At 64.7% G+C, this 25,193-nt stretch carries 25 protein-coding genes; 15 read left to right on the top strand and 10 right to left on the bottom strand.

Translation table 11 applies throughout. The annotated features are described in order from the left end of the window. Nucleotides 1-35 precede the first annotated feature (35 nt). The 3 genes from H3O04_RS04505 to H3O04_RS04515 all read left to right on the top strand — a co-directional run bounded on the left by H3O04_RS04505 (nucleotide 36) and on the right by H3O04_RS04515 (nucleotide 1,992). A complete protein-coding gene (locus tag H3O04_RS04505) occupies nucleotides 36-749 on the top strand; it encodes a PadR family transcriptional regulator (RefSeq protein ID WP_124477382.1) in 714 nt (237 codons plus the stop codon). Between the two features lie 38 nt (nucleotides 750-787). Further along, complete coding sequence (locus H3O04_RS04510) at nucleotides 788-1,609, top strand: siderophore-interacting protein (protein ID WP_011548733.1); 822 nt, start codon at nucleotides 788-790, stop codon at nucleotides 1,607-1,609. A 149-nt stretch (nucleotides 1,610-1,758) separates the two neighbouring features. Then, entirely contained in the window at nucleotides 1,759-1,992 is a 234-nt protein-coding gene (locus H3O04_RS04515) for a hypothetical protein (RefSeq protein ID WP_011548734.1), read from the top strand. A gap of 35 nt (nucleotides 1,993-2,027) precedes the next feature. Here the strand turns inward: H3O04_RS04515 and H3O04_RS04520 are convergent, their stop codons facing one another. Then, entirely contained in the window at nucleotides 2,028-2,609 is a 582-nt protein-coding gene (locus H3O04_RS04520; RefSeq protein WP_023478020.1) for an undecaprenyl-diphosphatase, read from the bottom strand. A 432-nt stretch (nucleotides 2,610-3,041) separates the two neighbouring features. On the opposite strand from H3O04_RS04520, the gene H3O04_RS04525 reads away from it, so the two are divergent. Genes H3O04_RS04525 through H3O04_RS04540 form a run of 4 tightly spaced genes read left to right on the top strand, consistent with a single transcriptional unit; the run spans nucleotide 3,042 to nucleotide 6,359 of the window. Then, entirely contained in the window at nucleotides 3,042-3,782 is a 741-nt protein-coding gene (locus tag H3O04_RS04525) for an acetoacetate decarboxylase (protein ID WP_011548736.1), read from the top strand. 52 nt (nucleotides 3,783-3,834) lie between these two features. Then, nucleotides 3,835-4,620 (top strand): 3-hydroxybutyrate dehydrogenase, encoded by a 786-nt coding sequence (locus tag H3O04_RS04530; RefSeq protein ID WP_006480179.1) that lies wholly within the window; start codon nucleotides 3,835-3,837, stop codon nucleotides 4,618-4,620. Beyond that, a complete protein-coding gene (locus H3O04_RS04535) occupies nucleotides 4,617-5,834 on the top strand; it encodes a patatin-like phospholipase family protein (protein WP_023476140.1) in 1,218 nt (405 codons plus the stop codon). The genes H3O04_RS04530 and H3O04_RS04535 overlap by 4 nt, the downstream gene beginning before the upstream one ends. Nucleotides 5,835-5,894: 60 nt before the next feature. Then, nucleotides 5,895-6,359: a hypothetical protein gene (locus tag H3O04_RS04540; protein WP_124476349.1), complete on the top strand. Its 465-nt coding sequence runs from the start codon at nucleotides 5,895-5,897 to the stop codon at nucleotides 6,357-6,359. 32 nt (nucleotides 6,360-6,391) lie between these two features. Here the strand turns inward: H3O04_RS04540 and H3O04_RS04545 are convergent, their stop codons facing one another. Further along, the gene (locus tag H3O04_RS04545; RefSeq protein WP_027808505.1) at nucleotides 6,392-7,276 is read right to left on the bottom strand and encodes a LysR family transcriptional regulator; all 885 of its coding nucleotides are present in this window, start codon (nucleotides 7,274-7,276) and stop codon (nucleotides 6,392-6,394) included. Nucleotides 7,277-7,397: 121 nt separating this feature from the next. Between H3O04_RS04545 and argC the strand changes: the two genes are divergently transcribed. Beyond that, nucleotides 7,398-8,339, top strand: coding sequence for an N-acetyl-gamma-glutamyl-phosphate reductase (gene argC / locus H3O04_RS04550; protein ID WP_124592042.1), 942 nt, complete (start codon nucleotides 7,398-7,400; stop codon nucleotides 8,337-8,339). A gap of 64 nt (nucleotides 8,340-8,403) precedes the next feature. Here the strand turns inward: argC and H3O04_RS04555 are convergent, their stop codons facing one another. Next, nucleotides 8,404-9,327, bottom strand: a complete 924-nt coding sequence (locus tag H3O04_RS04555; RefSeq protein ID WP_011548741.1) for a LysR substrate-binding domain-containing protein — start codon at nucleotides 9,325-9,327, stop codon at nucleotides 8,404-8,406. Nucleotides 9,328-9,442: 115 nt separating this feature from the next. Between H3O04_RS04555 and H3O04_RS04560 the strand changes: the two genes are divergently transcribed. After that, a complete protein-coding gene (locus tag H3O04_RS04560) occupies nucleotides 9,443-10,528 on the top strand; it encodes a tartrate dehydrogenase (RefSeq protein ID WP_006480184.1) in 1,086 nt (361 codons plus the stop codon). Between the two features lie 236 nt (nucleotides 10,529-10,764). Beyond that, a complete protein-coding gene (locus tag H3O04_RS04565; RefSeq protein WP_185714687.1) occupies nucleotides 10,765-10,968 on the top strand; it encodes a hypothetical protein in 204 nt (67 codons plus the stop codon). A gap of 36 nt (nucleotides 10,969-11,004) precedes the next feature. On the opposite strand, the gene H3O04_RS04570 is transcribed toward H3O04_RS04565, so the two are convergent. The 4 genes from H3O04_RS04570 to H3O04_RS04585 all read right to left on the bottom strand — a co-directional run bounded on the left by H3O04_RS04570 (nucleotide 11,005) and on the right by H3O04_RS04585 (nucleotide 14,957). Then, the gene (locus tag H3O04_RS04570) at nucleotides 11,005-11,484 is read right to left on the bottom strand and encodes a nuclear transport factor 2 family protein (protein ID WP_023476144.1); all 480 of its coding nucleotides are present in this window, start codon (nucleotides 11,482-11,484) and stop codon (nucleotides 11,005-11,007) included. Between the two features lie 64 nt (nucleotides 11,485-11,548). Next, nucleotides 11,549-12,154, bottom strand: a complete 606-nt coding sequence (locus H3O04_RS04575; RefSeq protein WP_202587231.1) for a TetR/AcrR family transcriptional regulator — start codon at nucleotides 12,152-12,154, stop codon at nucleotides 11,549-11,551. Between the two features lie 561 nt (nucleotides 12,155-12,715). Next, entirely contained in the window at nucleotides 12,716-13,744 is a 1,029-nt protein-coding gene (tdh, locus tag H3O04_RS04580) for an L-threonine 3-dehydrogenase (RefSeq protein WP_202587218.1), read from the bottom strand. A gap of 13 nt (nucleotides 13,745-13,757) precedes the next feature. After that, nucleotides 13,758-14,957 carry a glycine C-acetyltransferase gene (locus H3O04_RS04585; RefSeq protein ID WP_023476145.1) on the bottom strand — a complete coding sequence of 400 codons (1,200 nt, stop codon included), beginning with the start codon at nucleotides 14,955-14,957 and terminating at the stop codon, nucleotides 13,758-13,760. 158 nt (nucleotides 14,958-15,115) lie between these two features. On the opposite strand from H3O04_RS04585, the gene H3O04_RS04590 reads away from it, so the two are divergent. The 3 genes from H3O04_RS04590 (at nucleotide 15,116) to H3O04_RS04600 (ending at nucleotide 17,368) form a co-directional block, all read left to right on the top strand. Continuing rightward, nucleotides 15,116-15,727, top strand: coding sequence for a helix-turn-helix domain-containing protein (locus H3O04_RS04590; protein WP_012339069.1), 612 nt, complete (start codon nucleotides 15,116-15,118; stop codon nucleotides 15,725-15,727). 141 nt (nucleotides 15,728-15,868) lie between these two features. Further along, the gene (locus H3O04_RS04595; RefSeq protein ID WP_023476146.1) at nucleotides 15,869-16,246 is read left to right on the top strand and encodes a DUF2471 family protein; all 378 of its coding nucleotides are present in this window, start codon (nucleotides 15,869-15,871) and stop codon (nucleotides 16,244-16,246) included. A gap of 102 nt (nucleotides 16,247-16,348) precedes the next feature. After that, nucleotides 16,349-17,368, top strand: a complete 1,020-nt coding sequence (locus H3O04_RS04600) for a tyrosine-type recombinase/integrase (RefSeq protein ID WP_011548750.1) — start codon at nucleotides 16,349-16,351, stop codon at nucleotides 17,366-17,368. A 135-nt stretch (nucleotides 17,369-17,503) separates the two neighbouring features. On the opposite strand, the gene H3O04_RS04605 is transcribed toward H3O04_RS04600, so the two are convergent. Then, entirely contained in the window at nucleotides 17,504-18,685 is a 1,182-nt protein-coding gene (locus tag H3O04_RS04605; RefSeq protein WP_124592039.1) for a DNA-binding protein, read from the bottom strand. A 1,826-nt stretch (nucleotides 18,686-20,511) separates the two neighbouring features. Between H3O04_RS04605 and H3O04_RS04610 the strand changes: the two genes are divergently transcribed. Continuing rightward, the gene (locus tag H3O04_RS04610; RefSeq protein ID WP_006480193.1) at nucleotides 20,512-21,879 is read left to right on the top strand and encodes a replication initiation protein; all 1,368 of its coding nucleotides are present in this window, start codon (nucleotides 20,512-20,514) and stop codon (nucleotides 21,877-21,879) included. Nucleotides 21,880-21,971: 92 nt separating this feature from the next. Here H3O04_RS04610 and H3O04_RS04615 read toward each other — a convergent pair whose 3' ends face one another. Both H3O04_RS04615 and parA read right to left on the bottom strand, forming a co-directional pair. Further along, nucleotides 21,972-23,033, bottom strand: a complete 1,062-nt coding sequence (locus tag H3O04_RS04615; protein WP_023476148.1) for a ParB/RepB/Spo0J family partition protein — start codon at nucleotides 23,031-23,033, stop codon at nucleotides 21,972-21,974. Between the two features lie 23 nt (nucleotides 23,034-23,056). After that, nucleotides 23,057-23,719 carry a ParA family partition ATPase gene (parA, locus tag H3O04_RS04620; protein WP_006480195.1) on the bottom strand — a complete coding sequence of 221 codons (663 nt, stop codon included), beginning with the start codon at nucleotides 23,717-23,719 and terminating at the stop codon, nucleotides 23,057-23,059. Between the two features lie 986 nt (nucleotides 23,720-24,705). On the opposite strand from parA, the gene arsC reads away from it, so the two are divergent. Further along, entirely contained in the window at nucleotides 24,706-25,062 is a 357-nt protein-coding gene (arsC, locus tag H3O04_RS04625) for an arsenate reductase (glutaredoxin) (protein WP_027808888.1), read from the top strand. Nucleotides 25,063-25,193 lie beyond the last annotated feature (131 nt).

Consider the following 25,193-nt stretch of genomic DNA (forward strand, 5'->3'; position numbering starts at 1 on the left):
CTTTAGATATGTTTTACGACATATAGGACACGATCATGCGACACAACCCCTCCCGCGGCCATGCCCGATGCGACGGTCATGGTGCGCATGCCGGCCCTGACTGGTTCGCCGGCGTCTTGCACGCGATCGGCCGCCATCGCCGCGGCCACGACCCGTTTGGCGGTAGCGGCCCGTTCGGCGGCCGGGGCGGACGCGGCGGCTTTGGCGATTTCGGCGACGACGGCATGCCGCGCGGCCGCCAGTTCAGCTCCGACGATCTCCAGCTGCTGCTGCTCGCACTGGTGGCCGAACAACCGAGCCACGGCTACGAACTGATCAAGGCGCTCGACACGCGCTCGAACGGCTTTTACAGCCCGAGCCCCGGCATGGTGTATCCGGCGCTCACGTACCTCGAGGAAGTCGGCTTCGTCGCATCGCAGGCGGAAGGCAACCGCAAGCGCTATGCGCTGACCGACGCCGGCCGCGCGCATCTCGACGCCCAGCGCGAACGCGTCGACACGCTGTTCGCGCGCCTCACGCACCTCGCCCGCAAGATGGAGTTCATGCGCCGCGCGTTCGCCGGGGAATCGGCGGGCAACGAAGCGCAGGACGAATCGCAGGCCGGCTGGTTGCCGGAATTCGTCGAGGCCCGTCTCGCGCTCAAGCGCGCGCTGCTGCACAAGAGCGCCGCCGATGCCGACGAACAGCGCCGCATCGCGGCCATCATGCGCCGCGCGACGGCCGAAATCGAAGGCGGCGCCGGCGCGTGATGCGCGCCGCCCCGTCACCACCCAAGGAGAACGGATTGATGCAGAACACATCCGAGCGCACCGTGACCCGCGTGCGCCACACCCTCAAGTTCCGCCTGCTGCAGGTGCTGCGCGTGCATGCCGTGACGCCGCATCTGCTGCGCGTCACGCTCGGCGGCCCCGATCTCGCGGATTTCGAATCCGCATCGTTCGACGATCACGTGAAGGTCTTTTTCCCGCCGCCCGGCGCGGAACGCCCCGCGCTGCCGACGCTCGGCGCGAACGGCCCCGAGTTTCCGGCAGGCGAACCGAAGCCGGTCGCGCGCGACTTCACGCCGCGCCGCTTCGACCGCGCCGCCCGCGAACTCGATCTGGAATTCGTGCTGAACCATCCGGGCCCGGCATCGCAGTGGGCCGCGCAGGCACGCGTCGGCCAATGGCTCGGCATCGGCGGCCCGCGCGGTTCGTTCGTCGTCCCGACCGGTTTCGACTGGCATCTGCTGATCGGCGACGATACGGCGCTGCCGGCCGTCGCGCGGCGCCTCGAGGAATTGCCGGCCGGCGCGCGCGCGGCAGTCGTGCTGGAAGTCGCGGATCGCACCGCGCAGATCTCGTTCGATACGCGCGCCGACGTGCATGAAATCTGGCGCTTTCGCGCCGAAGCCGACGCGGCGGACGGCGACGTGCTGCTGAATGCCGTGCGCGATCTGCCTTTGCCGTCGTCCGGCGACGGCTACGTGTGGGCGGCCGGCGAAGCGCTGTCGATGCGCGCGGTGCGCCAGCACCTGACCGGCGAGCGCGGCGTCGACAAGTCGCGCATCCGCGCGGCGGCCTACTGGAAGCGCGGCGCGGCGGCCGTGCACGAAACGCTGGAAGACTGACCGGGAGCGCCCGCTCGACCGGCGGCCGAAACAATCGTGGCGCCGGCGCAGCGGCGGGCTTGGCACCGGCATCGCGGCTGGTATATATGTACGTCTGCGACGCCGCTGTCGGGCGACAGCCGCCGCAGCCCGTCCAGGAGCGCCCGGTCATGACAAAAGCAAGCCACGCTTCGCCTTTCCTTCGCCATCTGAAGATCGCCGGTTATTGCGGCCTCGCCGCGGTCGTCCTCGCGCTGTTCGTCGCGATGTGCGCGATCCTGAAGGAAAGCGCCCTCGACCGCGATGCCGCGCGGCATCCGGCCGATACGCCCGAACTGCACGACGCGAGCGACGGCCCGTCCGCCTCGGCCGAATCGGCCCGCACACCCGGCTCGCCCGGCTGACGGCGTCCCTGCCGCTGCGTTCCGCCTCGTTCCGCTTACGGCGCCTGCCGGCGTCCCATCACGACCGCATGCACCCAATCGCCGAGCCGTTCGAGCAGCGCGGTCACGCGTTGCCCGTACAGGTGCGCGGCCAGCGCGCCCACCGTGCCGACCAGCACGCCGCCCGCCATGTCGAACGGCCAGTGCACGCCCGCATAGATGCGCCCCCATGCGATCGCCACGGCCATCGCGGCCATCACGAAACCGGTGACCCGCGTCGTGCCGCCGAGCAGCAGGCCGACCGCCATGCTCCACGCGAACGTCATGTGATCGCTCGGAAACGAACTGTCCGGCGCGTGCGGAATCAGCTGCGTGCCGACGCCGGCCATGAACGGGCGCGGCGAGAACCAGACATGCCCGAGTACCTGCGCGAGCACGAGCGCCACGCAGACGCCGACGCCGGCTTCGATCGCCTGGCGCCGTGCGGGGCGCGCGCCGAAGATCCAGGTCAGCAGCAGCATCGCGGGCAGCGCATAGACGAGCCAGTCGGCGGCGAAGATCGCGAGGCGGGCGACGCCCGGGTGCGGTGCACCCCCGGCGTTGATGGCGGAAAAGAGGGCGAGATTGAGGTTCTGCATGAATCCGGTTGCGTGGGGCGTAAAAGATCGGCCGGTTACCCGGCAGTCGAACGATGCCAGGGCGTGGCCGCTTAAGCGGTGCTTAATGCGGCCGCCGCCCGGGCGAGGCCCGCGCGGCGAACGCACTTAGAGCCTGCACTGCAACACAAGTTCACACAATTGTCATATTCCCGCACGACCGTCTCCCGTAAAAGCTCACCACCTTTCCCGTAAAGACTCACCCGTTTCACATGAGGGCGTCATCGACGCCTGCGACCATCGCCCGGGCCGGCACGCCGTCCAGACCGTTTGTCTCATTCATCTCAATATTTACGCCGCAAATTATTCGAAATCGGCAACAATTAATTCCAGATGCGGCATCGCACAACGGCAACGCACAGGCATACGATTACGTCCACTCATCCACGAAGCGATCAACAACAAGGAGTCCGCATGAAACCCAGCGATGTCCGATCGAAAGCGTTTGCGATGCCGTTGACCAGCCCTGCATTCCCGATGGGCCCGTACCGTTTCGTCGATCGTGAGTTTCTGATCATCACGTACCGCACCGATCCGGACCGCCTCCGTGAAATCGTCCCCGAGCCGCTGCAGGTCACCGAGCCGCTCGTCCACTACGAATTCATCCGCATGGCCGATTCGACCGGCTTCGGCGATTACACCGAAAGCGGCCAGGTGATCCCCGTCGAATACGAAGGCCAGCCGGGCGGCTATACGCTCGCGATGTATCTCGACGATCACCCGCCGATCGCCGGCGGCCGCGAGCTGTGGGGCTTCCCGAAGAAGCTCGCGTCGCCCACGCTGCACGTGAACACCGATCACATCCTGGGCACGCTCGACTACGGCAAGGTGCGCGTCGCGACCGGCACGATGGGCTACAAGCACAAGGAACTCGACATCGACGAGCAGACGAAGCGGCTCGCCGGCCCCAATTTCCTGCTGAAGATCATCCCGCACGTCGACGGCACCGCACGCGTCTGCGAACTGGTGCGCTATTACATGCAGGACATCAAGATGAAGGGCGCGTGGACGGGCCCCGCATCGCTCGAGCTGGCGCCGCACGCGCTCGCGCCGGTGGCCGATCTGCCGGTGCTCGAAATCGTCGAAGCGCGCCACCTCGTCGCGGATTTGACGCTGGGCCTCGGCGAAGTCGTCTACGATTACCTGGCCCAGTAACACGTCCGCAGTCCTTTCTCCCTGTCAATCCTTTCACCACGGGAATTCGAACATGAGCAACCTGAATGGCAAGACCGCAGTCGTCACGGGCGCCGCGAGCGGCATCGGCAAGGAAATCGCACTCGAGTTGGCCAAGGCAGGCGCGGCCGTCGCGATCGCCGACCTGAACCAGGACGGCGCGAACGCGGTCGCCGACGAGATCAACAAGGCAGGCGGCAAGGCGATCGGCGTCGCGATGGACGTGACCAACGAGGACGCCGTGAACAGCGGCATCGACAAGGTGGCCGAAGCGTTCGGCTCGGTCGACATCCTCGTGTCGAACGCCGGCATCCAGATCGTCAACCCGATCGAGAACTATTCGTTCTCCGACTGGAAGAAGATGCAGGCGATCCACGTGGACGGCGCGTTCCTGACGACGAAGGCCGCGCTCAAGCACATGTACAAGGACGATCGCGGCGGCGTCGTGATCTACATGGGTTCGGTGCACTCGCACGAAGCGTCGCCGCTGAAGTCGGCGTACGTGACGGCCAAGCATGGCCTGCTGGGCCTCGCCCGCGTGCTGGCGAAGGAAGGCGCGAAGCACAACGTGCGCTCGCACGTCGTGTGTCCGGGCTTCGTGCGCACGCCGCTGGTCGACAAGCAGATTCCGGAGCAGGCGAAGGAGCTCGGCATCAGCGAAGAGGAAGTGATCAAGAAGGTGATGCTCGGCAACACGGTCGACGGCGTGTTCACGACGGTGCAGGACGTCGCGCAGACGGTGCTGTTCCTGTCGGCGTTCCCGAGCGCCGCGCTCACGGGCCAGTCGTTCATCGTTAGCCACGGCTGGTTCATGCAATGAAGCCGCACGCCCGCACCGAAAAGCAGGCCGTGGATGCGGCGGACCTGCACCACGAAGCCGGCGCGCCGGCCGCTGCGCGGTCGCTGCCGTACGAAACGATCGCGCTCGTCCTGCAGGGCGGCGGCGCGCTCGGCGCGTACCAGGCCGGCGTGTTCGAAGGGCTGCACGAGGCGGGCATTCCGCTCGACTGGATCGCGGGCATCTCGATCGGCGCGCTCAACACCGCGCTGATCGCCGGCAATGCGCCCGAGCATCGCGTCGAGCGCCTGCGTGAGTTCTGGGAAACGATCTGCCAGCCGGCGTTCTTTCCCGCGATTCCGGCCGCGTTCGAATTCGCGCTGTTCAACAGCATCGACCAGGTGCGCACGTTCTTCACCGCGTCGCAGGCCGCGAGCGCGATGATGCAGGGCCAGCAAGGGTTCTTCGTGCCGCGCTTCCCGCCGCCGCTGCCGGGCGTGGCCGATCATCCGCAAAAGATCAGCTGGTACGACACGTCGGCGCTGCGCACGACGCTGCTCAAGCTGTGCGATTTCGACCGGATCAATTCGGGCGAGACGCGCGTGTCGGTCGGCGCGGTCAACGTCGGCACCGGCAACTTCGTGTACTTCGACAACTCGCGCATCCGTCTCGCGCCCGAGCATTTCATGGCGTCCGGTGCGTTGCCGCCCGCGTTCCCGCCCGTCGAGATCGACGGCGAGTATTACTGGGACGGCGGTGTCGTGTCGAACACGCCGCTGATGGAAGTGCTGCGCGCCCGGCCGCGCAGCGACACGCTCGCGTTTCAGGTCGATCTGTGGAGCGCGCGCGGGCCGCTGCCGCGCACGATGGCCGACGTGGCCGAGCGCACGAAGGACGTGCAGTATTCGAGCCGCACGCGTTTCGTGACCGACACGCTGCAGCGCGAACAGCGCTACCGCAACGTGCTGCGCCACGTGCTCGAACAGGTGCCGGAAGAGCAACGCAAGAACGACCCGTGGTGCGTCGAAGCCGAAGCGATGTCGAGCGGGAAGAAGTACAACATCCAGCACCTGATCTATCAGCAGAAGGCGTACGAGCATCACTACAAGGACTATCAGTTCGGTCTGTCGACGATGCGCGACCACTGGTCCGCGGGTCTCGACGACATCCGCAAGACGCTCGCGGTGAAGGACGGCCTCGCGCTGCCCACCAACGACGCGGGCTTCGTCACGCACGACATTCACCGCCGCCGGTAATGCCGTGTGCAACGGGCCGGTGCGCTGCCTGCGCCGGCCCGTCCTCCTTTCCGATTCGACATGCCGATTTTCATTGCGCTATTCGCGCTCATCGCCCTCGGATGGGGCGCCGTTCACCTGTTTCACGTCATCGCCGCGCAGTTCGGCCAGCCGGTCGCGATCGCGGCCGCCGTGCTCGCCGCCGCACTCCTGATCGCACTGATCGCGTGGTGGCTCAAGCGCCGCCGCGACATCGCACCCAACACGAAGGAAGCAGGCTGGACGCATATCGTGCATCTCGCGTGGGGCGAGTTGCGCGTGTCCACGACGCAAGGGTTGCTGTGGCTGTCGCATGACAGCGCGGACGGCCGCTATACGCTGTCGCAGCTCGACGGCTGCGAGGCCGCGTCGATCGACGGCCGCTGGCATCTCGTCGTGCGCGTGCGCGACGCCGTGCGCGGCGAATGGAAGCTGCCGATGATGGACAAGCGCGATGCGCAGCGCTGGGCGCGCGTGCTCACGCTGGCGAAGGGCAACCGGCTCTGAACGCGCGTGCGGGCCAGCCGCACGACGGCCCGCTATCGCGCGCCGAGCGCCCGCAGCGCATCGAGCACGTGCTGCGTCGCCCGTTCGACCGGGCCGGCCCGATGGGCGATCCCCAGTTCGCGCCACAGCGCCGGACGTAGCGGCCGCATGACGATGCGCGCATCCGGCAGCGGGGCGCCCGCCTCGTGCGGCAGCAGCGTCGCGCCGTACCCCGCGGCGACCAGGCTCTTGATCGCATCGTTGTAGTTGAGTTCGATCCGCGGCACGGGCCGGTGACCGCCGAGCGCGAACCATTCGGTCGTGAGCCGCGACAGGCGCGTCGTCGCATCGTTGAGAATCAGCGGCCGCGCGGCCAGATACGCCGGCGTCACACGGGCCGGAAGCGGCCAGTCTGCGGGCAGGAAAGCCATCACCGGGTCGCGGCGCCACGGGCGGATCGACAGCCCCGCGACCGGCGCTTGCGGCAGCGCGACCAGCCCGACGTCGAGCGTGCCTTGCGCAATGCGCGCCAGCGTGTCCTGCGACGTGAGCACCGCGATCTGCACGTCGATATCCGGATGCTGCGCGCGCAGTCCGGCCACCGCCTGCGGCAGCAGATGCGCGATCGCGCCGGTCGACGCGCCGAGACGCACGCGCCCGGTCAACCCCTGCACCTGCCGCTGCACGTCGTCCAGCGTCGATTCGACTTCCGCCAGCAGACGCCGCGCCCGCTCCACCAGCACTTCACCGATCACCGACGGGCGCACATTGCCGCGCGTGCGCGACAGCAGCGGCGCGCCGACGCGGCTTTCCAGCTCGGCGACATGCAGGCTGACGGTCGGCGGCGCGAGATGAAGCCATTGCGCCGCCGCCACGAAGGAGCCCTGGTCCGCGATCGCGACCAGCGTACGCAGGCGGTCCAGACTGATCTCGCGCATCACACACCTCTCGTTCAGGAAAGCTGAATCAGACGATCAGCAAATTCAACTTTTCCTATTCTAGGCGTTCGGTGGACGATACGGTTTCCCACGACGACCGAACGCGACGAGCACGACCATCATGAGTTTCCCCACTGTCTTCATCGACGGCGACCAGGGCACGACCGGGTTGCAGATTCACGCGCGTCTGCGCGACCGCACCGACGTGCGGCTGCTCACGCTTCCCGCCGCCGAACGCAAGGACGCGGCGCGGCGCGCCGATGCACTTAATGCATGCGATATCGCGATCCTGTGCCTGCCCGATGCGGCCGCGCGCGAAGCGGTCGACTTCATCCGGAACCCGGCGGTACGCGTGATCGACGCGAGTTCGGCCCATCGCACGCAGCCCGACTGGGTCTACGGCTTTCCCGAGATGGCCGACGGACACGCGTACAACATTGCGCATGCGAAACGCGTGACCAATCCCGGCTGCTATCCGACGGGCGCGATCGGCCTGCTTCGCCCGCTGCTGCAGGCCGGGCTGCTGCCGCGCGACTACCCGGTGAGCATCCATGCGGTGTCCGGTTATTCGGGTGGCGGGAGAGCCGCCGTCGACGCATTCGAATCCGGCGACGCCGCGGCACGCGCGTTGCCGCTGCAGGTCTACGGCCTCGCGCTCGAGCACAAGCACGTGCCCGAGATCCGGCAGCATGCGGGGCTCGCGCACCGCCCATTCTTCGTGCCGGCCTACGGTGCCTATCGGCAAGGCATCGTGCTCACCATTCCGATCGAGCTGCGCCTGCTTCCGGCTGGCGTGACGGGTGAGCGGCTGCATGCGTGTCTCGCGCACCACTACGCGGACGCCCGTCACGTCGACGTGATGCCGCTCGCGGACGCACGCGCGGCAACGCATCTCGATCCGCAAGCGCTGAACGGCACCAATGATCTGCGGCTCGGCGTGTTCGTCAACGCGAACGGCGGGCAGGTGCTGCTGTCCGCCGTGTTCGACAATCTCGGCAAAGGGGCATCCGGCGCCGCCGTGCAGAATCTCGACCTGATGCTCGGCGCGCGACACGCGGCGTGACGCTCCGCAGGCATCGTCGACGATGCCTGCGCACGCCCCCGTAAAAGCTCACCTTTAGCCGGTTTCAGGCCGTATCGTCACCCGCCGCGGCATTCAGGCCGGCCAGCGTCTCCACCAGAAAATCCACGCACACGCGTACCTTCGCCGACGCCGCGACGCGTTCCGGGTACACGGCCCAGATGTTCGCGGGCTGCGTCGCGTCCGGCAGCACGCGACACAGTTCGCCGCGTTCGATCAGCGGCCCGGCCTCCCAGATCGAGCGCAGCACGATGCCGCGTCCGGCCAGCGCCCATTGCACGGCCACCTCGCCATGGTTCGTCGACAGCGCGCCGCCAACCTTCACCGTGACCGTTTCCCCGCGCACGTTCAGCCGCCATACGCCGAACGGATGATCGCGCTCCTTGATCGCGAGACAGTCGTGCGATGTGAGATCGGCGAGCGAGCGCGGCGTGCCGCGTCGGGCGAGATAGTCGGGCGACGCGCACAGCACGCGATGGTTCGTGGCAAGGCGGCGCGCGATCAGATGATCGGCGATCTCGTCGCCGATGCGCACGTCGAGGTCGTAGCCTTCGCCCGCCACGTCGACGAGCCGGTCGAACAGATCGAGCCGCACATTCAGTTGCGGATAGCGCGCGCTGAAGTCGAGCAGCGCCGGCGCGACGACGTGCCGGCCGAAGCCGAAGCTGCTCGACATGCGCAGCGTGCCGCGCGGCACCGTGCGCGTGGTCGACACGTCCTCGACGAGATGATCGACGTCGTCGAGAATCTTTTCGGCGCGCGCGAACACGCGTTCGCCGGCGTCGGTAACCGTCATGCGGCGTGTCGAGCGATGCAGCAGGCGCGTGCCGAGCTGCGCCTCGAGCATCGCGACGCGCTTGCTGACGTACGCGGGCGACACGGCGAGCTGCTCGGCGGCCGCGCTGAAGCTCGCGAGGCGGACGACCAGGCTGAACACGCGCAGGTCGTCGAGGTTCGGCGATTTATTCACGATTCGTGGAAAGTCGATTAACTTTTGAGCGATTTTAATCCATATGGAAACAAATAGAATGACATGACGGGCCCCTGCCTTCCCGGCAGCCGGCCAACCAGCCAAGGAGATTTGCATGACCGACAGGACTTACAGGATTGCCGTGATTCCCGGCGACGGCATCGGCCGCGAAGTGATGCCCGAGGGCCTGCGCGCGCTCGCCGCCGTGACCGCGCGCTTCGGCGTGCGCTTCGACTTCGTCGAGATCGACTGGGCGAGCTGCGACTACTACGCGCAGCACGGCACGATGATGCCGGACGACTGGAAGGCGCAGCTGTCGGGCATGGACGCGATCCTGTTCGGCGCGGTCGGCTGGCCGGCGACGGTGCCCGATCACATTTCGCTGTGGGGCTCGCTGCTGAAATTCCGCCGCGAATTCGACCAGTACATCAACCTGCGGCCCGCGCGCCTGTTCGACGGCGTGCCGTCGCCGCTCGCCGGCCGCCGCCCGGGCGACATCGATTTCATGATCGTGCGCGAGAACACCGAGGGCGAATATTCGTCGGTCGGCGGCACGATGTTCGAAGGCACCGAGCGCGAAGTCGTGATGCAGCAGTCGATCTTCACGCGGCACGGCACCGAGCGTGTGCTGAAATTCGCGTTCGAGCTCGCGCAGCGGCGCGCGAAGCGCGTCACCGTCGCGACCAAGAGCAACGGCATCGCGATCAGCATGCCGTGGTGGGATGCGCGCGCGGCCGAGATGGCCGAACGCTATCCGGAGATCGCGGTCGACAAGCAGCACATCGACATCCTGTGCGCGCGCTTCGTGCTGCAGCCGGACCGCTTCGACGTCGTCGTCGCGTCCAACCTGTTCGGCGACATCCTGTCGGATCTCGGGCCGGCCTGTACGGGCACGATCGGCATCGCGCCGTCGGCGAACCTGAACCCCGACCGCACGTTCCCGTCGCTGTTCGAACCCGTGCACGGTTCCGCGCCCGACATCGCGGGGCAATACATCGCGAATCCGGTCGCGATGATCTGGTCGGCGGCGATGATGCTCGACTTCCTCGGCAACGGCACGGGCCGCGAACGCGAAGCGCACGATGCGATCGTCGCCGCGATCGAGGACGTGCTGCGCACGGGGCCGCGTACCCGCGATCTCGGCGGCAATGCGGGCACGCAGGAAGTGGGCGAGGCGATCGCCGCGCGGATCGCAGGGTGAAAGGTGAGGGTCGTGCCCGGCGCTGGCGCCGGGCGGCCCTTCGTGAATCGGTCTGCGGTGAACGATACACGATGCGGTTGCGCACGTGTGCCGACTTTGACGATGCGGCGGCGGTGAACATCGAGCGGTGAGCAACGCCCTATCGCAACGCGCACTGCTTGCGCGATTTTTCGTTGAAAGTCGAAAGATGATTCGATCGGTGAGTTGCACGTCGCGCTCACACACACCGATCGGCAATGCACGATCGCTTCGATGCGATCGGTGAGATGCATCACGCAGGAAAGCACACCGCTGCGCGTCCACATCTGCGCCGCTTTACCCGTGCGATGTCGCGTCGATCCGTTCAACGCACCCAGTTCGACGCGACATTTCACCTCGTCCCGAAAAATCTCACCTTCAGCAGGCAGCTCCCGAATTTCCTCACCATTGAACCTGAGTGATGCGTTCGCCGATCCGTTGAACGCGTGCGCGCATCATCACAGCCCGAGATCGGACAGCCCCGGATGATCGTCCGGACGACGGCCGAGCGGCCAGTGATAAAGACGGTCCGCCTCGCGAATCGGCAGATCATTGATGCTCGCGTGGCGATGCGCCATCAGGCCGTTTTCGTCGAACTCCCAGTTCTCGTTGCCGTATGAACGGAACCAGTTGCCCGCATCGTCGTGCCATTCGTACGCAAAGCGCACCGCGATGCGATTGCCGCCGAACGCCCACAGCTCCTTGATCAGCCGGTAGTCGAGTTCGCGCGCCCACTTCCGCTGCAGCAGCCCGACGATCTCGTCGCGGCCCGTCACGAATTCCGCGCGATTGCGCCAGTGGCTTTGCGGCGTATAGGCGAGCGACACGCGTTGCGGGTCGCGCGTGTTCCACGCGTCCTCGGCGGCGCGCACTTTCTGGCGCGCCGTGTCGAGCGTGAAGGGCGGAACGGGCGGACGAACTTCAGGGGAAGCGGACATGGGTTGCTCCTGTTCAGGGTTCTGGCCGCGAATGCACGCAGCCGGTTCGGATTCGCTGCGTCGGCTACCGCGAGGCGGTATCGAGCAGCAGTTCAGCCGTCGCGCGCGCATCGCGCGCGGCGTTTGCATCGCCACTGACGAGCGCCACGCCGATCGCGCCGTCGATCAATACGAGCCACTGACGCGCGAGGCGCGCAAGCCCGCGGCGCTCGATGCCGGTTTCGTCGGCATAGGCGTCGAGGCGCTCGCGCACGAATGCCAGCAGGCGCGCCTTGTGCATGCGGGCGACGACGCGCACGGGATCGTCGGCGTCGGGTATCTCGCCCGACGCGTTCAGGAATGCGCAACCGTGGAAGCCGGGCTGCCCGAACCAGTCGCGCAGCACATCGAACATGCCGAGCAGTTGCGCGCGCGGCGCCTTGCCGCGTGCCAGCGTGCCGTCGACGAACCAGCGCATCCAGCGCTCGTCGCGCCGTTCGAGCGCGGCGACCACCAGTGCTTCTTTCGATTCGAAATGCGAATAAAAGCTCTTTCGCGCCGCGCCGGATCGCTTGACGATCGCGTCGACACCGGTCGCATGGATGCCGCCGGAATAGATCAGCGCTTCGGCCGCGTCGAGCAGCCGGTCGCGAACGCCCGGTTCGCCGGAGGAGTCGAGAAGTGTGTTCATGGGGTTTACGGTAGAACGATCGTTCTCCGCCGTCAATACCCCGATGGAGAGACCCTGCCGGTGGGAAGGCTGAATCGTGCCTGGAGCGCCGGCTCGCCTCGTTGGGTCGTCAGCTCGATCCGCGCTGATTGAATGGTGAACGGACCAAGTAATGGTCTGCGCACCAATCAACGCCGATCGATGTCGATCGCATCGCCTATCAGTGAGGCGTAACGCTGTGTGCGGCTCACGGTTGATGTCCCGATTCAGCGCGATGTCGCATACGGCGGCAAGCAAACGCTCGCCTGCCAGGCGAAGCAGGGAAGTGCGTGGAAGAAGGGAAAAGCAGGCGCCGAATGGCGTGACGAGAAGAAGCGAAGTGGCTACCGACCGGTGAAGCGAACGTGAAATCGCCATTCACCGATGCGGGATCGCGCGGCGATTCGGCACGCACACACAGCTCCCGAATAATCTCACCTCAAGCGCTGAATCACGCGTTCCGACGCGCAACGATGTGCGTGCAAACGAAAACGGGGCAGGCGGCGATCGCGCCGCACTGCCCCATCTCGACACTCACTCGACTCAGGCCGTCCAGTCGAGAATCACCTTGCCGCTTTCGCCGGACAGCATCGCGGCGAAGCCTTGCTCGTAATCATCGGCCGCGAAGCGATGCGTGATGATCGGCGACAGGTCGAGGCCGCTCTGCAGCATCGCGACCATCTTGTACCAGGTCTCGAACATCTCGCGGCCGTAGATGCCCTTGATCTCGAGCCCCTTGAAGATCACCTGGTTCCAGTCGATCGCCGTCTGCGCGGGCGGGATGCCGAGCAGCGCGACCTTGCCGCCGTGGTTCATCGCCTCGAGCAGGCTCGTGAACGCGCTCGGCACGCCCGACATCTCGAGCCCGACGTCGAAGCCTTCGGTCATGTGCAGGTCGGCCATCACGTCGCGCAGCGACTCGCGCGCGACGTTGACCGCGCGCGTCGCGCCCATCTTGCGTGCGAGTTCCAGCCGATAGTCGTTGATGTCGGTGATGACGACGTTGCGCGCGCCGACGTGCTTCGCGATCGCGACGGCCATGATGCCGATCGGGCCCGCGCCGGTGATCAGCACGTCTTCGCCGACGAGGTTGAACGACAGCGCCGTATGCGTCGCGTTGCCGAACGGATCGAAGATCGACGCGAGATCGTCGGAGATCTCCGGCGGGATCTTGAACGCGTTGAACGCCGGAATCGCCAGGTATTCGGCGAATGCGCCTTCGCGGTTCACGCCGACGCCCACCGTGTTGCGGCACAGATGCCGGCGCCCGGCGCGACAGTTTCGGCAGAAACCGCACGTGATGTGACCTTCGCCGGACACACGATCGCTGATCGCGAAGCCGCGCACTTCCTGCCCCATCTCGACGATCTCGCCGACGTATTCATGGCCGACGTGCATCGGCACCGGAATCGTCTTCTGCGCCCAGTCGTCCCACTTCCAGATATGGATGTCGGTGCCGCAGATCGCCGTGCGGCGGATCTTGATCAGCACGTCGTTGTGGCCGACTTCGGGACGCTTCACGCGCGTAAGCGTGAGGCCGGGGCCGCGTTCGAGCTTTGCCAGTGCTTTCATGGTCGCGCCTCCGTCAGATGATGCCGAGCGACTTGCCGACGCGCACGAATGCGGCGACCGTCTGGTCGATCTGTTCGGGCGTATGCGCGGCGCTCATCTGCGTGCGGATGCGCGCACGGCCGCGCGGCACGACGGGGAACGAGAAGCCGATCACGTAGACCCCTTCGCCGAGCAGTTTGTCGGCCATGTTCGTCGCGAGCTGCGCGTCGCCGAGCATCACCGGGATGATCGGATGCGCGCCGGGCACGAGCGTGAAGCCGGCTTCGGTCATCTGCTTGCGGAACCGCGCGCCGTTCTCGCGCACGCGCTCGCGCAGCTTCGCGCCTTCGTCGCTGCCGAGCAGCTCCAGCACCTTCAGCGACGCCGCGGCGATGCTCGGCGTGAGCGTGTTCGAGAACAGATACGGACGCGAGCGCTGGCGCAGCAGCTCGATCACCTCGCGACGCGCGGCGACATAGCCGCCCGAGGCACCCCCGAGCGCCTTGCCGAGCGTGCCCGTGATGATGTCCACGCGACCTTCGACGCCGCAGTGCTCGGGCGTGCCGCGGCCGTGCGTGCCGATGAAGCCGACCGCATGCGAATCGTCGACCATCACGAGCGCGCCGTAGCGATCGGCGAGATCGCAGATGCCTTTGAGATCGGCGATGATGCCGTCCATCGAAAACACGCCGTCGGTCGCGATCAGCTTGTGGCGCGCGCCCGCGGCGTCGGCTTCCTTGAGCTTCGCCTCGAGGTCGGACAGATCGTTGTTCTTGTAGCGAAAACGCTTCGCCTTGCACAGGCGAATGCCGTCGATGATGCTCGCGTGATTCAGTTCGTCGCTGATCACCGCGTCGTTCTCGTCGAGCAATGTTTCGAACAGCCCGCCGTTCGCGTCGAAGCAGCTCGAATAGAGGATGCTGTCCTCGGTGCCGAGAAACGTGGCCAGCGCGCTTTCCAGTTGCTTGTGGACGGTTTGCGTGCCGCAGATGAAGCGCACCGATGCCATGCCGAAGCCGTCCTGGTCGAGGCCGGCCTTCGCCGCGTCGATCAGGCGCGGATCGTTCGCCAGACCCAGATAGTTGTTCGCGCAGAAATTGAGCACGCCGGCACCGCCGGCGAGCCGCACGGCTGCCGCCTGGGGACTCGCGATCTCGCGCTCGGTCTTGTAAAAACCGTCCGCGCGGATCTGGTCGAGCGTCCCGCGCACCTGGGCGAGAAAGGCATCACGCATCGCAAAGCTCCTGACAGGGTTTCGCATTCCGCAGCGCACCGCTCGTGGCGGCGCGACGGCCTGCTACTGTTATAGTCGGTCGTTCGGTTGACCGCATTTATCCGATATTCCGAACTAGAATTCGAAATATCGAACAACTCTAAGCGAACGGAATCCAAATGGCAAGTTCCTCCGGATCGCGGCGCCCGGCCGCCGATGCCGCCCCGCAGCCGCCGGCCGCGACCCCGCCGCGTGTGGGCGAGCAGATCCAGCGCCTGCGCAACGAGCGCAAGCTGACGCTCGATGACTTGTCGCGCGCAGCCGGCGTATCGAAATCGATGCTCTCCGAGATCGAACGCGACAAGGCCAACCCGACCATCGCCGTGGCATGGCGGCTGACGAACGCGCTCGGCATCACGCTCGACGAATTGTTCTCGCAGCCGAAGACGCCCGAGACGATCCGCGTGGACGGCCCGCACGACATTCCGACGCTCGCCGGCCACGACGGCCGGTACCAGTTGCGCGTATGGGGCCCGATCGACCTCGCCGGCAAGTTCGAGTGGTACGAGCTGACGCTGCCGGGCGGCGGCGCACTGGTATCGAACGCGCACGAACCGGGCACGCGCGAGCACCTCACCGTGCTGCAGGGCGCAATGGAAATCGAGGCCGCCGCGGCGAGCAGACGCCTGAAGGCAGGTGACACCGCGCGTTACCCGGCCGATGAGCCGCATGCAATCCGCAACCCCGGCAAGGCAGAAGCGCGGGCCTTGTTGATCGTGATCCATCGCTGACGGCACGGGTAGTCGGCCAAAAGGTCAGTTGCAGGCCAGTTGCGGAAAGCACTGTATGTTTGTACAGTATACGGACATTCCGCCATGCATGGGCCGGAGCCGGCGCACCGAGGCGCCCGCTCCGGTCGACAGGAGCCTGCAATGACAGAAGAACAAGATTTGGCCGCGCTCAGCTTCAAGGCTGCCGCGCATGACCTCGAATTGATCGTTCGCCATATCGCCGGGCGCTACATCCGTCAGCGCGTGCCGCTGACGTGGCGCCTGCTGCACGCAATCGAAGCCGAGGCGCTCGCCGATCTCGGCTTTGCGAGCCGGCACGACGCCGGCATGCGTCAACTGTTCGAACGGCCGTCGGACATGACGTTTCCCGAGACCGACGATCCGATCGACTTCGGGCGCTCGAACGCGCTGCCCGCGGTCTTTTCATTCGCCGTTCTCGCGTACGAAGCCGCGGCAACGACACACGATACCGTGCGTCCGTCGCGCCCTCACCGCCCGTCCAAGGCGTGGGGCGACTGACGGCTCAACCGCGGCCGCCGCGCAGGGCGGCCGCTTCACCCTTTTGCTGCCCGAGACGTTGCGGAAAGGGCTACCATATACGCAACTAACGGAATTAATACCATGTCCCTTCCCGCCTCTCCCGACACCGCCGCCCCGCCGGAAGAAAAGGACCTGTTCGACCGCGATGCGTCCGACTGGGTTCTTTCGCCCGAAGCCGCGTTCGACGCATGGCTGGCAATGCAGGACTATCGTCGCTCGTCGGCCGATGTCTATCGCGCGCAATGGGGCGCGTTTCTCGCGTGGATGCGCGCGCATCAAAAGAACCTGGCGACGGTCGATACACCGACCATCGCGAACTTCGTCGGCGAGTTGCCGATCAAGAAAACGCAGCGAATGCGCTATCTGCGGCTGATCGAGCGCGTGCTCGACCATATTCGCCGCACCGAATATGCATCGACCAATCCGGCCCGCTTCATTGCTCAGGATGGCGAAGCGACCTGGCGCAAGGCCCGCGACAACGAACCGACCGGTTTCCTCACACCGGCGGAACGCGCGACGTTGCTCGCGTATCTGTTTTCGCCGATCGGCGTGTCGGGTTCCGCGTACTGGAAGGAGCGTCGCGACCGCGCACTCGTCGCCGCATTTCTCGGCGCCGGCATCAAAACCGGCGAAGCGCGCGCGCTTACGATTAGTTGCATCAATACGAGCAACACGTCGCTGCGGATCGAATCGACGCATCCGGATTACGCACGCGAAACTCATCTGGCCTCGTTCGCGATCGCGTTGCTGGAAGCCTGGCTCACCGAACGCAAACGCCAGGAGATTCCGGGGGAGCTCGTCTTCCCCGCGTCGCACGCCGGACGGCCGATGCACAAGGCGACGATGCTGCGCGCGATCGACGCGATCGTCGAATCGGCCGGGCTCACGTCGTCGCGCACTGCACGCACCAGCCCGCAAACCTTGCGCAATACCTACGCGGCGGAACTGTTCGAGCACGACGTGCCGCCCGAGCGGGTCGGCAAATGGCTCGGCTTCATGCGGCCGATCTCGTCGAATCGCCTGCATCGCGCGTGGAAAAACTGGCGCGACGGGCTGGCCGACAGCAACGGTGACGCGTCCGACCGCGACGAAACTCACTGATCAGGAAACGGCTGCTCGCGCGACGCGATCCGTGAGCAGCCTTGCGTGGCGCAGCCTCACCGTTTCACAGCTCCCGAAAAACCTCACCTCAAGCTTCCCGAATCATCTCACCTGTGCGCATCGCCGGCTTCCCGGTCAGGTTTGCGCAAAACGGGCGACGGCTTCGAAGCGGGACGGCCACGCGCCCGAAGCGTGCTCGCACTCAGGGCACGCGACTTCAAAACCCTCGTCGCCATGTGACAGCTCCGGTTCGCCGTCGCAATGCGGGCACCGCGTCGGCGCCGGAATCTCCTGATCCAGCGAGGTGCCGATTGCGGCATACGCGTCCGCGTCCAGTTGTCCGGCATCGGCCAGGCGCCGCAGCAGCGCGGCGATTTCCGGATTCATCCCGCGGTTCGCGCGCAACGAATTCACGTCGCGCGTGGCGCGTTCCAGTTCGTCGCTCTGGCTGCGCAACTGTTCCTCGAGCCGATCAGCACGCGCCTTGGCAGAACTCAACTGCTGCAGGAAATCGAATTCCTTGCGCTGAACGTCGCGCAACCCGCTCTGGTAGGTCGACGCCATGCTGCGCAATGAGTCCAGTTCGACCAGCATCGGCTTGACGCGGCGTTCGGCTTCGGCCACCGCATCCTTGATTTGCTGCGCGTAGTGCTCGGTGCGCTGTTGCAATTCGGCTTGCAAAGCATCGATGCGGTCGCGCAGCGCGGCGTTCTGTGCCTGTTCGGCATCGATGCGGCCGGCGGCCGCGGCCAGCTCCTTTTCGAGTCGGGCGACTGTGGTGAGCAAGGTTGCTTCGCTTGCCGAACCGTGGGTCGTTTGCGACGCGAGCTGAACTTCGAGTTCGGTCACCCGCGCCTGCAATTGCTCGTTTCTCGCTTCACCGCGCGCGAGCGCACCTTCAAGCGTTTCCTGGCGGATGGTCGCGTCGCGCAAGCGCTGTTCGGCGTCGGCCATGTCGGCGCGAACCTGTTCGCGGTCGGCGTCGAGGCTGTCGCGCGCCGCTTTCAATGCCTCTTCATAGAGTGCGCCGAGCAACGCGCCGGCTTTTTCCTCGACGGCTTTCGGGATCGCCGCGCCGTCGAGCCGGATCTTGGAGGCGGAACGGATGCGTTCCCAGAAATGGTCGATGTCTTTCGGGATGTCGCTGGCGCTGCCGGTCTGGGTGAGATCGCGGACGTTGGCGGCCGACGGCCGAATGCCGAGATCGAAAAACAGCCGCTTGCATGCGTGCAGCGACAATTCCTGGCGCCGCGCACCGCTTGCACGCAGCGATTCCAGTTCTTCCCGAATGACTTGACGCATTTCGTCCAGGGTCATGACCACGCTCACAGACAATGAATTGTGGCAATCATAACGAAATACGTATTACTTGATACTTTTTTCGAGGGTCTGTTGTGAATTTACGTCGTTTTGCACAGAAACCGGATCAGGGAGCCGATCTTGCCGAAGGTGAGCCGGAATTCCGTGAAACAAAGCGAAGAAAGTTAGCCAAGTCCTTGTCGCATAAGTATTTTTCAGCGGACCCCGAATTTTGGCCTTTGTTTCACATGACAGCGGAGCTGTTTGCCCGTGGGTGTTCTGGGGTTGAGGTGTCTGTGGAAAACTCGTCAGCCCGATGTCTTGAGAGTATTAGAAGTAAACACCCTTGAACCCTTAGTTAAAAACGTTAACGCCACGGCACAGCCTTATGGTGCAAGGCTCTCCGGCCGACAAGGTGAAGTTTTACGGGAGCCAAGGTGATCTTCTGCGGGAGCTGACGTGATGGGGTTCAGGGAGCTGCGTGAGCCGTTGCAGGAAGGGTCGTGAGCGGATTCGGGATCACAGTAAAACACACGTTTTCCTAAAGGTGAGGGTTTTCGGGGCCACACAGCCGCAGAAGCCGCGCTGTGCCTGACTTCACAGTTTTCTGCCTGTGCAGACATAGGTGAGAATTTGCAGGACCTGCTTCGCGCCCCGATTCTGCCCATCTTTTGGGCAGATTTGGCGAAAGGTGAGGTTCCACGGGACTCCACGGGAATTTGCCGTGAGGATTTCCGGGAAGTGGACGCCATTTTGCACAGCAAAAGTGCTCTCCTGGGCCTGTGATGCCCCAAAGGTGAGACTTTTCGGGAGGGAAATCCGGGTTTTCCTGCCCCGTTCGCCTTAAGGTGAGCTTTTTCGGGGCATGGATCACAGGCTCCGACTTGGCTTACAGGTGAGGTTTTCCGGGAGACGTATTTGCTGAAAAAATGGTCAAAGGTGAGGCTTTTCGGGACCTGTGACTGGCGGAATTCGTCCAAAAAGCCCGCCAGGACTGGAAGAAATCTCGTTTTTGCTGTGCCACTTTTTGGCACAGGTGAGAATTTTCGGGGGGCGACATACGGTTGTCGTATGAAGGATACCCGTCGAAAGGTGAGGCTTTTCGGGGGGCTCCTGGCGATGCACAGCCAAATGCCTTCTGTGCATAAGTATCGGAAGAGATTGGGATTTTTGATACCGCGGCGGTTACGGTGAGATTTTTCAGGAGCCATTTCCGTACCCGTTGCAGTGCCGCATTTTTGGGTTGAGGTGAGTGTTTTCGGGAGGCATTGGCAGCCGGTCGCCCGTGTGTCGGGCCTTCGTCGGCACCCGGACGAATCAACATGCTGTGCTTGAGGTGAGCATTTTCGGGACCGGATACGATTGGCGCGCTGTACAATGCGCGCCCGGTCCGGCCAAATAGGCACCGATCGGGTCGCGCGTGCCGGTTTCGACCGCGCTTTTCCATGTGTCGAAGCCAAATCGATATCTCGGCGAGCCGCGCCTGTACATGCATACAGGCCGATCGGCACAGTCGGAAAAAGGTACGGTGAAGTGCAATCGCGGCCCTGTGTCGAACTCACGTCTGCGCAGTCGCAAAATTACGACAAATCGAAAGGTGAGCCGATACGGGAGCCAATTTCGCACGTGTCGTGCACAGGTGAAATTCTGTGAATCGGCGCATGCCGCGGCACGTCTGGAAGAGCCCGGAACACCGCACTGGCGGACCGGTGAGCATTTTCGGGAGCGGTTCGGGTGAGTGCCGTTTTGCCGGCGCGCTTCACCGGCTATGGTGAGCATGTCGCTCTGGACGCACATCACCGCAGGCGCTATCCTTCCGGGAAACTTCTCCTCCGACCCGACGTATGGCCACGACGAAGCGCGCCAAGAAAACCGATGTGGATGTGGTGAGTGCCAGTTCAGCCGAATTGCGAAAGGCCGTCGAGGCGATCGCCATTCAGCCGAAGAGCGGCAAGATCACGCTCCTCACTCGCAAGCTGTTCAATGTCCTGCTGGCCGTCGCGCAGCAAGCCGACGACTCGGGCGATACATATCGCGCGCTGCTGTCGGACATCGTCGCGAACTCTGCTTTCGATTCGAACGACACCGCATTGGTGAAGGAACACCTGCGCCGCATGGTGTCGGTGCAGGTCGAATGGAGCACGGGGACGTCGAGTCAGAAGCCGGGCCGCAAGTGGGGGATTTCCACGCTGATCGCCGATGCGGAAATTCTCGAGGACCCGACCACCCGCCGCGTGTGGGTCGAATTCTCGTTCGCGCCGAAGATCAAGAAGAAGCTGCTCGACCCGGTCCAGTATGCGCGGCTGAGCCTGCAGTTTCAGAGCCAGTTGCGCAGCAGCGCCGGTCTCGCGCTGTACGAGATCTGCGTGCGCTACCTGACGAACCCGAGTCATCTGACGATGCGCGAGCCGTGGGAATGGTGGCGGCCGATCCTGTCAGGCACGCCCGACACGGAAGCCGGCGACGAAGCGAAGCGCGAGTACAAGTACTTCAAGCGCGACTACCTGCGTCCCGCGATCGCGGAAGTCAACGCGGTCACCAACATCTTCGTCGAGCTGATCGAGCACCGCGAAGGGCGTCGGGTGGCCGAGATCCAGTTCCGCGTGACCGAGCGCAAGCAGCCGATGCTCGCGCTCGACGAGCACCCGAACGTGTTCGACAGCACGCTGGTCGACCGGATGGTGAAGCTCGGGATCCCGCTGAAGGAAGCGCAGACGCTCTATGCGGACAGCGAGGAAAACCGGATTCGCGCCGCGTTGCAGATGACCGAGCAGCGGATGCGCAGCACGACGCTGCCGCCGGTGCGGAGCGCGCCGGCGCTGTTCAAGGACGCGCTGAAGAAGGGTTATGCGCCGCCGGTGGAGTCGGTCGACGCGCTGCCGGCCGGCACGCCTTCCGCGAAGGTTGCGGCTGCGCAGCCGGACGATCTGAAGGCGCGCCTGCTGAGCGAGTTCGCAGCGTTCCGCCGCAAGGAAGCGAAGGTGCTGTACGAAGAGCAGGGCGACGCGGAGCGCGAAGTGGCGCGCGAGTCGTTCGAGTCCGAGGCGTTGCCGACGATGGGCTCGCATCTGCGCGACGACTGGCGCAAGCGCGGCCTCGATTCCAAGCTGGCCGAGACGGCCTTTTTCGACTGGCTGGCCCAGAAGACCTGGGGCGAGCCGACGGATGGCGACCTGTTGTCGTTCACGCTGAACCAGTCGCGGGCCGCTTGAGGCCCGCTCAGGCCCGCTGACGGGCCACCGCCGGTCCCCACCCCCGATCGGGCAGGGCCGGCGGCCTCACCAGGCCTTGCCGGCCGTTTCCCTTACTCCGACAACAGCATTCGCTCGAGCTGCTCGAGGATCGCGTCGCGCTTGTCCTTCGGGAGGCCACGCAGGCGCAGTTCGATGCGGTCTTCGCCATACGACTTCAGGTCGCCGACCGACTTGCCGCCAAGCTTGATCTCGAGACGCTGCGCATAGCGCTGACGGCCCGCGGCCTTCGGCGTCTCCTGCGCCGCGACGCGGCCCTTGACGATGTCCGACACCTGGCGCGTGCTGAGATCGTCCGACACGATCTTGTTGATCAGCCGCAGCGTGGCCTCGGTGCCGCGCGCATTGTGATAGCGGCCGACCTGATACGCCATGTTCGACCCGAAGCGATCGGGACGCGCGACCATTTCCTGCATGATCGCTTCCGGCAACTTGCCGATCGACAGCGCGACGGCCACCGTCGACTCGTCGAGGCCGAGATGCTCGGAGAGCTCCTTCTGGCTCTGGAAATGCTTGTCGTCGAGGAAGCGGCGCCACACGACTGCGTTGTCGAACACCGTCTGCGAATCGCGCTGAACGTTGAGGTCGTAGCCGAGCTTGTAGCTCTGGATGCCGATCGGCACGTCGATCACGATCGCCTTGACCGACTCCTTGTTCGCTTCCTTCAGCGCCCGCACGCGGCGGCCACCGTCGCTGACGAAATACGTGCCCGGATTGTCGTAATCCGGAATTACGTGGATCGCCTGCTGCTGCCCCTGCTTCGCAAGGTTGACCGCGAGTTCGGCAATCGACGATTTCAGATAGAAGTGCCGCGGGTTGAACGGGCTGTGCTTGATGGACTTCAGCGGCAGTTCGATCACCTGCCCGGGCGCATAGCGATTCTCGAGACGCCACGCGCGGTATTGCGGCGATTCGTCGATGGACGGATCGATCGCGAATTCCGGAGCAGGCGGCGGTGCGATGTCCTTCTTCGCGGATTTGGTCGGCACCGGGGTCGGCGTCTCGGACTTGACGATGCCGTCGATCGCATTGAGCCGATCAAGCGCGGTGCGCTTCTCGCTCGTCGTGATATCCGGGCGCGCTTGGAATCCTTTGGCGAATTGGGAGGGTTTCATGTGACTCCTTTATGCGCATAAAGTCAGGGCAGCATGGCGACGATTTCGTCGGCACATGCGCGAATTTCGGCGGCGGCCAGCTTGCCGCCGCGATCGTTCATTTGCAGCACGGTCTGACCGAGCGCCATCGCCTGCTTGTACGCTTCCCGAGTCGGGATCTGCGTCTTCAGCAGCGGGAAGCCGAGTTCTTCGAGTGCACGCTTGAGCTCGCGGGTCAGCATGCGCTTCTCTTCGGTCTTGTTCAGCAGGAAGACCGCGCGGAGGTCTTCGTTCATCACCTGCGCCTGCTGAATCAGTTTGACCAGCCCGACGCTCGACCAGTAATCGGCCGGCGACGACGATGTCGGGATCACGGCAATCGATGCGGCCAGCAGGACGACGCCGGACACTTTTTCGGTGATCGACGGCGGGCAGTCCACGACGATGATGTCGTAGTCGTTGATGAACTTCTTGATCTCGCGATGGATCTGGCCGTCGGCTTCGGCAAGATTGACGACCGGAAACGGGATGCCGTTGTCGCTGTCGCCGGATGCGCTCGACCAGTGAACCAGCGTGTTTTGACGGTCTGCGTCGATGACGAGGACGCGCTTCCCTTTTTCATGGAACGCGGCGCCGAGATGCATGGCAATCGTGCTTTTGCCGACGCCACCTTTTTGTTGAGTGACTGCAATGATTTCCGCGGCCAATTTTCACTCCTGTTTTGGTCGTTGGAATTCTACAGGACGATATTTGAATTTCAATGAAATTGTCGTTCAACAACTACGCGTTGGCCATTCGGACTATCGGTTTATGCGCATAAACGGGATGGTGGAGATTGGATTGCTGGTTGGGACGGCGTGTGGGAGATGGCGAGACTGATGTAGAGCGGTCGATGCAGTGCTCGATGGTGGATCTCTCGTGCTCCAACGCCGGGGCGGTTCGTCGCGGCGATGTCTCGGTGTGCTGCCCTCTCGCTGGACGCGGCGAGTGGCCGAGGAGCCGGAAGTTTGTGCGCATAAAGTCCGCGGCGATCGGGGTGATCGACTTCGTGGCTGGAGCGCTCGGGATACGCCACAGAGAAGTGTGTTCTGCTGGCCGGAGGCAGACGCACGGCCACGAGGCACGTCGTTGAACGTGTATGCATCGAGGCAACGTTCCGTTTGCCCACAGCGTTTATGCGCATAAACCGGACGCAACGATGGCCTGCAGTGGAGGGCAAGGCAGAGACCTGGCCTACGTCAGGCGCGCAATGATGTTGGGACGATAGCCTATCGATACGACCGTCGTCCGGTGCCGTATCCCTGTCGACATACGTCTACGCCTGGAGCCGCATCTCACCTCGCCTGACAATCACAGGCTTTATGCGCATAAACCGACCCCAAGTGTCCCGCGATCCCCGCTCTCTTTTCGCCGCCCGAGACAGCCCTCACGAGACATTAGGCGGGCTAATCGCAAGTCCCTGTCTCCATGAAGCCATTGCCTGCCCGCACTTTATGCGCATAAACAACCACTCGCTCAGGTGTGTCCCACGACATCAAACACTCGCCGTCTCGCGATCACGACGCATCACTAAACCGAATCGCGCCAGCGACCCACTGCCACGAGGAAAGCCACACGATCTCAGCTGCCCCGCCCGCCGAGCCTCCCACGCAGACTGGCTACAATACAGGGCTCCACCATCCAGGCTTGAATGATGATCACGATCTACCACAACCCCCGATGCTCGAAGTCCCGCGAGACGCTTGCGTTGGTCGAGTCGCTGAATACGGCCGGCGCGCCGCTGAACGTCGTCGAGTATCTGAAGACGCCGCCGACAGTCGAGGAGCTCGAAACGCTGCATCGGCAACTCGGCCGTCCGGTCCGCGACATGCTGCGCGACGGCGAGGAGCCGTACAAGACACTGAACCTTGCCCGTGCGGACCTGACCGACGCTGAAGCCTACGCGGCGATCGTCGCTCATCCGATCCTGCTGCAACGCCCCATCGTCGTGTACCGCGGCAAGGCGGCTATCGGTCGTCCGCCCGAGTCGGTGAAGGCGTTGTTCGAATAATTCTTGCCCGGCGTATTTTTCTTATTGCATCAACGCGGCCTGGCCCAGCCCTGCACACGTAAACAACGGCAATCCAGACCGACGCGACCGTCAGGCTGCCCGCGCCGCCACCCGCCCCCGGAACGATATGT

It is taken from the genome of Burkholderia sp. KCJ3K979, assembly GCF_016759955.1.
In the GTDB taxonomy this organism is placed as follows: domain Bacteria; phylum Pseudomonadota; class Gammaproteobacteria; order Burkholderiales; family Burkholderiaceae; genus Burkholderia; species Burkholderia orbicola.